Source organism: Providencia sp. PROV205 (assembly GCF_028479505.1).
GTDB classification, from domain to species: Bacteria; Pseudomonadota; Gammaproteobacteria; order Enterobacterales; family Enterobacteriaceae; genus Providencia; species Providencia huaxiensis.
Genome location: NZ_JAMPNU010000013.1, coordinates 84,637 through 96,784, shown reverse-complemented (window position 1 = coordinate 96,784; position 12,148 = coordinate 84,637). Strand labels below are relative to the sequence as shown.

9 protein-coding genes are annotated in these 12,148 nt (G+C 42.3%); 2 read left to right on the top strand and 7 right to left on the bottom strand.

Annotated features, from left to right (window positions below; genetic code table 11):
- Positions 1–43: 43 nt before the first annotated feature.
- Positions 44–511: a PTS sugar transporter subunit IIA gene (locus PR800_RS09390; RefSeq protein WP_166267610.1), complete on the bottom strand. Its 468-nt coding sequence runs from the start codon at positions 509–511 to the stop codon at positions 44–46.
- A gap of 72 nt (positions 512–583) precedes the next feature.
- Entirely contained in the window at positions 584–2,338 is a 1,755-nt protein-coding gene (locus PR800_RS09385) for a PTS ascorbate-specific subunit IIBC (protein ID WP_102137522.1), read from the bottom strand.
- Positions 2,339–2,741: 403 nt separating this feature from the next.
- On the opposite strand from PR800_RS09385, the gene ulaR reads away from it, so the two are divergent.
- Entirely contained in the window at positions 2,742–3,497 is a 756-nt protein-coding gene (gene ulaR, locus PR800_RS09380; protein WP_102137523.1) for an HTH-type transcriptional regulator UlaR, read from the top strand.
- Between the two features lie 113 nt (positions 3,498–3,610).
- Entirely contained in the window at positions 3,611–4,678 is a 1,068-nt protein-coding gene (gene ulaG / locus PR800_RS09375) for an L-ascorbate 6-phosphate lactonase (protein WP_102137524.1), read from the top strand.
- A 112-nt stretch (positions 4,679–4,790) separates the two neighbouring features.
- Here ulaG and fbpC read toward each other — a convergent pair whose 3' ends face one another.
- The 5 genes from fbpC to PR800_RS09350 all read right to left on the bottom strand — a co-directional run bounded on the left by fbpC (position 4,791) and on the right by PR800_RS09350 (position 12,142).
- On the bottom strand, positions 4,791–5,840 hold the full coding sequence (fbpC, locus tag PR800_RS09370; protein WP_272530632.1) for a ferric ABC transporter ATP-binding protein: 1,050 nt from the start codon (positions 5,838–5,840) through the stop codon (positions 4,791–4,793).
- A 16-nt stretch (positions 5,841–5,856) separates the two neighbouring features.
- On the bottom strand, positions 5,857–7,935 hold the full coding sequence (locus PR800_RS09365) for an ABC transporter permease (RefSeq protein ID WP_195697450.1): 2,079 nt from the start codon (positions 7,933–7,935) through the stop codon (positions 5,857–5,859).
- 202 nt (positions 7,936–8,137) lie between these two features.
- Entirely contained in the window at positions 8,138–9,169 is a 1,032-nt protein-coding gene (locus PR800_RS09360; RefSeq protein WP_102137526.1) for an ABC transporter substrate-binding protein, read from the bottom strand.
- Between the two features lie 14 nt (positions 9,170–9,183).
- On the bottom strand, positions 9,184–10,509 hold the full coding sequence (uhpC, locus tag PR800_RS09355) for an MFS transporter family glucose-6-phosphate receptor UhpC (protein WP_102137527.1): 1,326 nt from the start codon (positions 10,507–10,509) through the stop codon (positions 9,184–9,186).
- Positions 10,510–10,615: 106 nt separating this feature from the next.
- Positions 10,616–12,142 (bottom strand): MASE1 domain-containing sensor histidine kinase, encoded by a 1,527-nt coding sequence (locus tag PR800_RS09350; RefSeq protein ID WP_272530629.1) that lies wholly within the window; start codon positions 12,140–12,142, stop codon positions 10,616–10,618.
- Positions 12,143–12,148 lie beyond the last annotated feature (6 nt).

Sequence of the window (12,148 nt, the reverse complement as noted above, 5' to 3'; positions counted from 1 at the left end):
ATTACCTCTATCGCTAATTAATGATTCTTTTATTATCATTAAATTAGCATAATGCTTGATCAATAACCTGATAAACATCATCAATGGTGCGGCAGCGACGTAATTTATCAAGGTCGACACCGGTTTCGCTGTCTTCATCATCGAGGACGCGAGTCACCTCCATCAAGCCCTCCATATGTTCATCGGATGAACTGCCTGCTAAAGTGATCAGCACATCAACCGGTTCATCTTCACCCTCAAAAATAATCGGTTTTTTCAGTGTGACTAAAGCAAAGGCGGTTTTTAGCACACCATCTTCAGGTCTAGCATGGGGCAGGGCCAAGCTAGGCGCGATGCAAATATAAGGTCCGAGTTTTTCGACGCTGCTGATGATTGCCTCATGATAACTGGGTTTTATTGCACCTGAAGCGATGAGCAGGTCTGTACCTATCTTAATGGCATCACGCCAGTTATCAGCGGATGCTTGAAGCTGTATCGAATTATTGTCGATTAGTGATTGTTTAAATCCCATCATTGCGTTCCTATTTTTTAATGTTAAGGAAATCGATACCGCCATGAGCGATATCTATTCCTATGACTTAGGCTATTTATTTACGATAAAATTGGTATGTATGATATCGAGTAGTTCATCACCGAATGAGTTGGGGTTGAGCATATTTTGTACGCCAAGCACAAATTTTCCATCACCGGGATCCATCTCTGAGCTTAAATGCTTAGAAGAGACAATAATGTCTGTCGCTGTTAATTTCGATTTATAGTCAGATACTGCGCAGGAATCCATGATGTGTGGGATCCCCTTTTTCTCAAGATACTGGCCAATTTTCATTTTCATCATCATGGACGAGCCTTGCCCATTACCACAAACGGCTAAGATACGTACAGGTTTAGCTCCACTATGTTCAATAGGCGCGGATTCGGCTTCTTCACTAATACTAACGACGGGTTCGCTTGTACTCTGTGCATCTTCTTCGGCACGCAATTTCTTTGCCGCAAAATACATGTAGACAACGGCTAAGGCGACAATGACAAAGAAGAACATTTTAGTGAACGACAAACCTTGCATAATGACAGGGAAGGCGAGTGCCCAGTCGGCCATGCCCATCCAACCACTGAATTCAGTTCCGTGGTTGTTAATTAAGCTGATTGCCCAAGCTGAACCCAATACTTCGATGATGCCCATCACGAAACACACTTTCATGACCGCTTTCCAGCCGCCAAAATGGTTTGCAAAGATACCAATAGTGGCATTGGAGAAAAACATTGGGATAAAACCAGGGATAATCATAATTGGCGAATTAAATGCCAACATACCCAGAACGGCAACAAATTGCCCGATAGCACCCCACATAAAACCAAATACCATAGCATTAGGGGAGAATGCATAGATTGCCGCACAATCGATGGCGAGCACTGCATTAGGAATGACACGCTCGGAAATCCCTTTAAAGGCCTCAGAAAGCTCGGCAACAAACATTCGCACGCCAGTGACAATGATTTGGATAGCGACGGCAAATTTTAGGCCGGTTTCAATAATATAAATGGTCCAGTGGGTGGTCCCTGCCATGGTTTGTAGGTTGGGGATACCAAAGGAAATTAAGATCACACCAAAGAATAAGGTCATTACAATGGCAGTGGCGGAGATACTGTCGTGGAAGATATGCAGCCATTTGGGCAGTTTTAAATTATCAACACTGTCATTTTTATCGCCCAATTTCGGGGAAACTTTGGTGGCTATCCACGAAGCAAACTGTTGTTGGTGGCCGATAGAAAAACCTGCACCACCCGTAACTTCTTGTGTTGGCTTGAACATAATATTGGAGGAAATACCCCAATACAGCGCCATTAAAACCGAGGAGTATAAAATGGTTTCCCACATGCTTGAGCCGAGAACAAAATAGAAAACTGCGATCAAGCCAGCTTGTTGAAACATAATATGCCCCGTCAACATAATGGTACGAATACCCGTCACGCGGCGAAAAAGGACTAAAAGAATGTTAAGGGCGAGGGCTAATAAGACGGTATAGCCCACCCAAGAGTAGTTATCCCCCATCGCTTCCATCGTGGCCATCATGGAAGTGTAAGGGTCAATAACTGAGCCTGTCAGTCCGTGGTATTCAGACATTTTTTCTATGACGGGTTTAAAGCTGGAAACTAAGGTACTAGCACCCACGCCAACTAGCATAAATCCAACAATTGTTTTGATTGTACCCTTGAGGATCGTCGTACCATCGCGCTTTAATAGCCAATAACCAATAAATGTGACTAAGCCTAATAATAGAGGCGCTTTTGTCATTACTTGGCTGTAAAAAATATAGAAAGCGTCGTATAAAAAATCCATATTTTTACCTCTAATCAAATTGTATTTGTAATTTATCTGGGTCAGAGATGATTCATATTGATCGTATCTGGTGTTATTGCGATATAATCATTTAAAGCGGTCAAACAGTCTCGCAAAAATCAAAGGTGATCATATGTAATCACGAATTGCTCTTTTATGATTGTTTGCATTTGTCTGTTTTTTTACCAGTAAAAAAATGAATAAATGGCGACTTGATCACGTAAAATTTAAATTATCAATATATATCAGTATGTTAATTTTTACTTATGTCAAATGTTGTATTTTTGCATGAGCAAAGGTTGACAACATTAGATGAGATAAATAGAATCAAAACTAATCACAGATAATCATTTTGAATCATTTGTCATCATGGTGGTGATTATTAACAAATAAGGCGATGATTATGAATGAAGTGCAAAGACACAATGAAATATTGTCGTTATTGGAATCACATCGAGTGATCAATGTTTCTCATATAACCGAACAATTTAGTGTGTCTCCTGCAACTGCTCGTCGTGATATTTCAAAGTTAGATGGGCAAGGTAAATTACGAAAAGTCCGTAATGGTGCTGAACGCATTGAAAATAAAAAGCGTAAGTGGTCACCGTTAAACATCAATAGCACTGAGCACTATGAAGAAAAATCAGAAATCGCGATTAAAGCCGCGGAACTGTGTCTTCCTGGGGAAAGTGCTGTCATTAACTGTGGTTCAACGGCTTTTATGTTAGGACAGCAATTGTGCGGAAAAAACGTACAAATTGTGACTAATTATTTTCCATTAGCGAGCTATTTGATTGACCAAGACCATGATGACGTTATTTTAATCGGTGGGCAGTATAATAAGGCTCAGAATATCTTTCTAAACCCCGCATTGAACACGTTAATGGGTTACGCAGGTAACTGGATGTTCACTTCAGGTAAAGGATTAACCGAAGCTGGCTTATACAAAGCTGACATGCTAACCGCGGTAGCTGAGCAGCAAATGCTTGACCAAATTGATAAATTAGTCGTTGTTGTAGACAGTTCCAAGGTGGGTCATCGAACCGGAATGTTATTTTGCCCAGCTAAGAAGATAGATGTTCTTATCACTGGGAGGAATGCCAACTCTGAAGTTATCAAAGCGATTGCTGCACAGGGCACGCGAGTGATACTGGTTTAATTCCGTCGAATACCTGATTTTTTAATATAGACAAATTCAGCCGCCATGCCTTAATTTCTCGATTAAGGCATCAGGCTCCCTACATCTAAAATTCTAGAAAAGGTATTGTTACTATGAGCAAAGTAAATGAAATCACACGTGAATCTTGGATTTTAAGTACGTTTCCTGAGTGGGGAACGTGGCTAAATGAAGAAATTGAAAAAACGGTTATTGAACCCAATACCTTTTCAATGTGGTGGCTTGGGTGCACAGGAATTTGGTTAAAAAGTGAGGGAAATACCAATATTTGTATCGATTTTTGGTGTGGAACTGGGAAAAAAACGCAAAAAAATCCACTGATGAATAAACAGCATCAAATGATGCGTATGGGGGGGGTAGAAGCGCTGCAACCTAATTTACGTACTGCAATTTTTCCTCTCGACCCGTTTGCTATTAAAGAGGTTGATGCGATTTTAGCGTCTCATGACCATGCTGACCATATAGATGTCAATGTTGCTGCTGCGGTAATGCAAAACTGCGGTGACCACGTTAAATTTATTGGCCCTCAAGCCTGTGTGGATTTATGGACGAAGTGGGGCGTACCCGTAGAGCGCTGTGTGGTCGCCAAAGTGGGGGATGTGATTGATATCGGTGATATGAAAATCCGTGTATTAGATTCATTCGACCGTACTGCGTTAGTGACATTGCCACAGGGCGTTTCTTCCTATGATAAGCAAATTTTAGATGGTATGGATTCACGTGCAGTGAATTACCTGATTGAAACGACAGGTGGCTCGATTTACCATTCAGGCGATTCACATTATTCAAACTATTATGCGGCTCACGGTAACCGTTATCAAATTGATGTGGCATTGCTTTCCTATGGCGAGAACCCGCGTGGTGTGACCGATAAAATGACTTCATCAGATATTTTACGTGCAGCAGAGTCATTGGATTGCGAACGTGTTATTCCATTCCACCATGATATTTGGGCGAACTTCCAAAACGACCCACGTGAAATTGAAGTTTTATGGAATATGAAAAAAGAGCGTCTGCAATATAAATTTGCGCCGTTCTTCTGGCAAGTAGGTGGAAAATACACTTATCCAACGGATAAAGACCGTATGCATTATCAACATTTCCGCGGTTTTAACGATATATTTAAAAATGAACCTGAATTGCCATATAAAGCATTTTTGTAATTAATTGGTTTGTTAAGAAAAGCAGAAGGGGAAACTCTTCTGTTTTTTATTTGGGCTTAATAACGAAAAAACCGCCACGATGAAGTGACGGTTTAAGCTATTACATTTGAGATTATTCTTTTTCGTTTAAGATAAACATGCCGTATGGGTGGATCTGCAAATAGAGGTTTTCCCCAACAGAAGGTTGTAATTGAGTGGCATTGATTTGCAGCAACATTGATTGACCATGCCAATCAACAGTAACCTCATATTGAGGCCCCATATAAGCAACGTGAGTCACCGTACAGCGTTGGCTATCGTCGCCTTGTAAACTCAGTGTGATGGCTTCAGGACGAACCCCCACAGTCACCGCAGTTTTATCAGTCACAAACTGTTCTGGGCGTGGTAAGCGATAATTGAAAATATCCACAGAATCCGCACTGAGTGTTGCAGGGAAAATATTCGCATCACCCATAAAGCTCGCCATAAATTTTGAGGCTGGCTGGCGGTAGAGTTCTTGCGGTGAGCCTAGCTGCATGATTTTCCCTTTATTCATCACTAAAACCATATCCGATACCGCAAAGGCCTCGCTTTGGTCATGAGTGACATATAAAGAGGTGATATTAAACTGCTGCTGTAACTCACGAATTTTTTCACGCATGCTTCGACGTAAATTTGCATCCAAGTTACTTAATGGCTCATCGAATAACAGGACTTTTGGTTTAAGGATCAATGCACGAGCCAAGGCCACGCGCTGTTGTTGGCCACCTGATATTTGGTCAACGAAACGGTCAGCAAAACCGGCTAAATCCACTAATTCTAATGCCTCGTCAACTCGTTTTTTTATTTCGGCTTTGGGTAATCCTAACATTTTTAAGCCATAACCCACGTTGTCCCCCAAGGACATATGCGGGAACAGGGCGTAAGATTGGAAAACCATACAGATATCGCGTTGTTGAATGGAACGGTCTGTCACATCTTCACCGTCAATAAACATACGGCCTTCAGAGGGTTTCTCTAAGCCAGCCACTAAGCGTAATACGGTAGTTTTACCGCAGCCTGATGGGCCGAGTAGGGTCACCATGCTACCTTGCGGAATTGAAAGACTTAAATCATCGATGACGGTATTGTTGCCAAAGCGTTTAGTCACATTTTTTAGTTCAACAAAATGATGTTGTGTCATGTCAGTTACTCCATGATTACTGTGCATTTTTGGCTTTGGAACGTGAAACACGGGCTTCGCCAATCAAATAGTCAAATAAGAAAATAATTGCCAACATTACGACAATCAGGATTGAGCCGTAGGCAATGGCAACGCCATATTCACCGTCTTCGACACGGTTCAATATATAGGCCGTTGCGACGCGCGTATCTGGGGTAACCAAGAACACAATCGCACTGACAGTAGTGATCGCGCGGACAAAGCTATAAATCAACGCGGAGAGAATGGCTGGGCGCAACAGTGGCAACAGGATAAAGAAGATGGTGCGCATTGAACCCGCTCGTAAGCTGAGTGATGCTTCATCCAATGATTTATCAATTTGGCCTAATCCTGCGATACCGGCACGGATCCCCACAGGGACGTTACGCATGGTCATTGAAATAATTACGATGGCAGCCGTTCCCGTTAAATAAAACGGTGAGTCGTTAAAGGCTAAAATGTATGACACACCTGCCACGGTACCCGGTACCGCAAAGCACAGCATCGTCGTGAATTCGATGGTCTTTTTACCACGGAAGTCTTGGCGAACCACGATATAGGCAATCAGTAAACCAAGGATCGCGGTAATCGGTGCGGCAATACCTGCGTACAGAAGGGTATCCAACAATGACGGCCATGCCCCATCACTCATGCCTTGACCAAATAATTTAATAAAGTTATCAAAGGTTAAGGTGTAATCAACTCCCCAGTTAACAGTGAAACTGCCGTAGAAAATACTGCCGTATAACAAGACGTTAAATGCAACCCAAATGGCTAAGAAAGTTGTTACGGTGGCAATTAACGATGTCGGTAATGGTTGAACATCACCACGGTAAGATTTCCCTGACACAGTGACATAGGAGCGCTTGCCTATCCACATATACTGAACGCAGAATACTAATAGTGAGAACACTAATAGTGACGCACCTAATGTACTGGCGGCTTGATAGTCCAGCTGTGACCCGGTGATATAGAAGTAAATTTGTGTTGCGAGTACGTCGAAGTTTCCGCCTAAAACTAATGGGTTACTAAAGTCAGCCAATGATTGCACGATAACGATTAAAAATGCGTTTGCCAAAGCAGGTTTCAGTAATGGCATAAATACATTAAAGAAAGTTTGGTAACGGTTGGCTCGTAAAGTATAAGATGCTTCTTCTAAAGATGGGTGAATGGTTTTAATCGCACCATCTAAGATCATGAATGACATTGGCGTGAAGGCGAGAACTTGCGCTAACCAAATCCCTGTAAAGCCATACAGCCAGTTGGTATTTTCAAGGCCCATATAGGTCGCAAGGAATTCAGTAATATAGCCCGAGCGCCCCATCATCAAGGTGACTCCGAGACCGACAACAAATGGCGGAGTGACGATAGGCAAAATAGAAAAAACACGGCCAATAATGGCAGAGCGTTTAGCAATACGCGTGGTATAAATGGCTAAAATTAAGCCAAAGAAAGTACAACCGGCCCCTACCGCTAACGATAAAAATACTGAGTTAATAATAACTTGGACAATATGAGATTGTGTCAAAATTGCCACAAAGGCGAATGGCGCAAAGTCGCCATTTCCATCCGTAAACATTGGGATAAAAATGGCAACACTTGGGAACACAATAAATAGTGTTATCAACGCAACAACGGTGATCAGCGAGCCAATAACAAACTGGTCTCCACCGAGCCATTCAAGGCGGGTTAACGCCAATGTCATCACCATTCCCAAGGCGATAAATAGCACAATAGCGGAGTAACCTAACCCTTTCCCTTCAAAGTAGGAGGTTAAGATCACCACCGCAGCGGTGGCAACAGCCACGCTAATATCGAAATAATGGCGTGTTTTGTGATAACGGTCCGCTGGTGTTAACGGGCGAATAAATAAAATGGAAGGTAATAAATACCAAAGCCAGCTAATGTTTAGGCTACTCCAACCGTAAGCCGCTATGATTTCGTCTTGTGTTGAGTCAAGAACGCCATAATCTAGGCTCCAAGAAGGTAGTAATGCGAAACCTAGCCAAGCAATCAGCAGCCAAAAAAAGATACTATCTTTTTTGGTTGGGGTCGATAAGGTTAGGGTTTGAGACATAGTTCCCCCTAAGCTCGTCATATTTTGCATTGTCACGGTGTTGGCTTATTTCGCTAACCCTAGTCACATATTTTTGCATGTTCTTAGAGATAACGTCACTTACCGCCTAGTGGCAACGCTCATAACTCGAAGCTTAATTAAATTAATTTTTTATTTTAGTTAAGTAAGTGCTCAGTGCGGCGAGTTAACGCCGCACTTAATACTATTTGCTCATTTTGACTTCAGTAACCCATTTGTTGATAAGGTTTTTACGGACGTCAGCATCGCCGTATTTATCCATATCGTAATTAATTAGGTTCAACTCATTGAGTTTCAATGAGATAGGTGAGGATTCAGCCGTCGTATTGGTCAAAATTTGATAAGATTTCCCTTCTTTCCAGCTCAGCTCTTGAGCTTCTTTCGATAAGACGAAATCGACAAACAGTTTCGCGTTGTCCATATTACGTGCATTTTTCAAGATACTGATCCCACCGATTTCATAGCCTGTTCCTTCACAAGGGGCGATAAGTTCTAATGGCGCACCGTTTTCCACTTCTAATGAATAATCATGTAAGAAGCCAATACCAATTGCCGACTCACCACGAGCGGCATTACGTGCCGGGGCAATACCAGACTTAGTATATTGAGAGATATTTGAGTTTAGTTTTTTCAGGTAATCAAAGGCTTGCTCATTTCCCCATAATTGGTCGAAAGTGGCTAATGCGGTATAAGCAGTTCCTGAGCTTTGTGGATCTGCAATTTGAATTTCGCCTTTATATTCAGGTTTAGTTAAATCTTTCCAGCAAGTTGGGATTGGTAAACCTTTCTCTTTTAAGCGGTCTTTATTGACACCGAAACCTAAAATACCGATGTAAACAGCGGAAGAGTAGTTGCCTTTACGTTTTGCAGGGTCTTGGAACTGCGGCATGATCTCAGACAGATTCGGCGATTTATATGGCTCAAGTAAATCCATTTCCCCAGCTTGTGAATGTGGGTCTAATGTACCGCCATACCACACGTCAGCTTGTGGGTTACGTTTTTCTGCTTCAATTTTGGCTAAAGTACTGCCAGAACCATTACGTACAAAGGTGGTTTTGACATCGTATTTCTTAGCAAAAGCTTGCGTTTCAGTTTCACACATGGCGTTAGTGGCGCTACAGTAAACAACTAAACGGCCTGCCGCATTCACAGTGGTAGAAATAGCCGCTAGGGATAAACCCGCAGCGATAAGCGTAGAGAGAGTTTTCAGTTTCATTTTCAGTCCTTTATTCAGGTTTTATTATCAGAGGGTGAAACAGTGCCTGCTAAATGCTCTCGTTTGCTGACATTGGCAATCAAAAGAGGCATTAGCAGTAATCCCATCAAAGCCGCGGCACTGGCTAGTAAAGAAAACATCCCTGACCAACCATAGTGTGCAATGACTTGAGAGAGTGGCCATCCAGCGATTGCAGCCCCTAAATAGGCATACAAACCCAGATAGCCCGTTACCGCTCCAGCTGCTTTTTTATGACAATATTCTGTTGCAGCTAGACCGATTAACATTTGGGGCCCAAAAACAAAAAATCCGATAGCAAAAAAACATACAGCCAATAAAGCGTAGTGATGAATTGGTGTTAACCATAAGGCGCTCACGGAGACACAAAGCCCCAATGAAAACAGTAGGATCATAGGTGCACGTTGGCCACGAAATAGGATATCAGAGCCCCAGCCCGAGCAGAGCGCACCTAATAATCCCCCTAATTCAAATAACGACAGTGTGGCATTTGCACTGAGTAAGTTAGTGCCATGTTTCTCTGTTAACCATAAATTCCCCCAATCGTTTATCGCCATGCGAATCAGATAAACCAAAATATAGGAGAAGCCTAGTAACCAAATCATTCGGTTAAAAATAATGGCATCTTTTAAAATCGTTAACATCGGCATGGGAGGGGACAAACGCTCTTGGCGTAACTCCAAAACATCTTGTCGCCATTGCCCCACGCTTGGTAGCTGTTCTTCTTGTGGTGTGCCACGTAATTGGCGGCACAGCCATAACCCAATGATGACACCAATAATCCCGGGGACAATTAACGCCATTTGCCAGCTGTACTGGGTTGCCAATAGTGCTGTAAGCAAAGGCAGTAACATTCCACCTAGGTTGATGGAAATATTCCACAGCCCCCACCAAAACCCACGCTCATTGCGTGAATACCAGTGCGTTAGAATACGTGCGCAAGGTGGCCAGCCCCAACCTTGAAAAAAGCCATTTAGTGTCCAGACAATTAATAACGCGGGAAACGATAAACAATAGGCAAAAATAATATTCAGTAGCCCAGTCATCACTAAACCGACGCCCATAAACCAACGGTATCCGGTAATATCGTGGAAAATCCCCGATAAAAACTTAGAAATACCGTAGGTTAAATAAAAGGCAGTCGCTATCCAGCCAATATCGCTTTTATCGAGAAACAGCTCGTTTTGCATGACAGGCATCACGAAGTTAAAACTCTTTCGCGTAAGGTAAAAAGTGGCATAACCAATAATCATTGATAGCATTAAGCGGCGACGCCAAAAACGATACGTGTTATCCAGACTCAAGGTGTCTTTACCTGTCATAGGGCGGTTTCTCTTGTTAGGCAGAATGTAATCAAGTTTTTAACAAAAAGGATGAGAGAAGGTATTAGAGGACTAGGAATTATTCCTAGTTTTGCAAGGTTTTATCTTAAAATGTGGGCAAGTTAACACTTATTTGTGTTCCATTTTGGGTGGTCAGTGTCCAGTCACCGCCTAAGGCTCGAACTCTCTCCTCAATACCGCGCAAACCAAAGCCACTCGTGCGTTTGCTAAATGGAATACCAACGCCATTATCATCAACAACTAGCTGGATCGAGTCACCTATTTGCTTAAGAGATATGTGGATTTGTGTGGCTTTTGCATGTTTACTGATATTGTTTAGTAACTCTTGGACGAGACGATAAAGTGTAAACAAAACCGTTTCATTGATCGGTGTTTCTTGTAAGCCATAATGAAATTGGCACTGGATATTATTTTGTGGGAAAGAAAATTCAGCAATTAAGTGCTTAAGTGCATTTTCAAGGGACATTTCATCTAATACGGGAGGGCGCAATTGGCGTAACATTTGCCGCGTAGATTGGTGAATTTGCTGGGCTAATTCATTTATTTGGCTTGCAGCTTGGTGGCTGATATCATCTGGCGCCGTTTTTTTCACTAGCATCGACTGAATTTGGATGGCAGTAATATTTTGCCCAATCTCATCATGCAGCTCACGGGCAATCGCTTTTTTGATATCCTCCTCTGTGTGCACGAGCTGCCGCATTAAGTCGCGGCGTGCTTTTAACTCCTCTTCTAGGCGTTGGCGATAACGCTGTAAATTACTGGCTAATTGTTTCTGCCGGCTAATTGCTATCCCAAGCCCAATGCCAATTAAGGCCTGGGTGCTGAGAAACATTTCTAACTCTTCTAAATCGGCAAATGCCCCGTGAAATTGCCGTGCAAAAGTAATAATTAAACTGCCTAATAATGCAGAAAGTACGCCACCTTGCCAGCCATAGCGGTAGGCCATAAAAACGTTAGGAATAAATACCAGAAGGACAATTAACCGTTCGATTTCGGGGGTGAAAAAAACTTGGACACTGAGCCCGACAACACAAAATAGAAAACACCAAACAATTAAGGATGTGCGCAATTGTTTATCTGGCGTTCCATAATCCAGTAACATCTGGTAGTGCTGTTCGTGGAGATACTCATAAATAAGGTAAACAAAAGGAGAAAGGAGTATTCCCCCTGTGAATGTTGTTAGAAATAACTGGCTAATGGAATAGGGTGATAACCCACTGAATAATAAGGCATGTAATACACTATTTGCGGCAACACCTGCGAGCAATAATAATAATCGTTGCCAATATAACGTATAGCGCCACCAGATGTTTTGAATAACAAAAGCAACACCGAGACTTAATAATGGAGACAACAGCAAAACAGGTTGAAAGAGAAGTTGCTCCGATGATAACCAAAAATTCAATATTCCTTCGCTAAGCAGCAGTGTTGGCCAGTAGCGCCGCCAAAGGATAATCATCAATGCTAGGCGCAAGCCTTGTGGAAGAAACAACGTTGCCTGAAAACTGTTTTGACTTAAATAAAAGCCGATGATCCACAACCCAATCCATAACAGGGAATAGGTAAAAAATAAAAAGATGGATTGCAGCGTTAACCGTAAGCTTTTATTCATGCCTGA

Excerpts from the sequence above, each read along its gene's own strand:
- ulaR (WP_102137523.1), top strand. The coding sequence starts at position 2,742 with ATGAATGAAGTGCAAAGACACAATGAAATATTGTCGTTATTGGAATCA.
- uhpC (WP_102137527.1), bottom strand. The coding sequence starts at position 10,509 with ATGACAGGTAAAGACACCTTGAGTCTGGATAACACGTATCGTTTTTGG.
- ulaG (WP_102137524.1), top strand. The coding sequence starts at position 3,611 with ATGAGCAAAGTAAATGAAATCACACGTGAATCTTGGATTTTAAGTACG.
- fbpC (WP_272530632.1), bottom strand. The coding sequence starts at position 5,840 with ATGACACAACATCATTTTGTTGAACTAAAAAATGTGACTAAACGCTTT.
- PR800_RS09385 (WP_102137522.1), bottom strand. The coding sequence starts at position 2,338 with ATGGATTTTTTATACGACGCTTTCTATATTTTTTACAGCCAAGTAATG.
- PR800_RS09360 (WP_102137526.1), bottom strand. The coding sequence starts at position 9,169 with ATGAAACTGAAAACTCTCTCTACGCTTATCGCTGCGGGTTTATCCCTA.
- PR800_RS09365 (WP_195697450.1), bottom strand. The coding sequence starts at position 7,935 with ATGTCTCAAACCCTAACCTTATCGACCCCAACCAAAAAAGATAGTATC.
- PR800_RS09390 (WP_166267610.1), bottom strand. The coding sequence starts at position 511 with ATGGGATTTAAACAATCACTAATCGACAATAATTCGATACAGCTTCAA.
- PR800_RS09350 (WP_272530629.1), bottom strand. The coding sequence starts at position 12,142 with ATGAATAAAAGCTTACGGTTAACGCTGCAATCCATCTTTTTATTTTTT.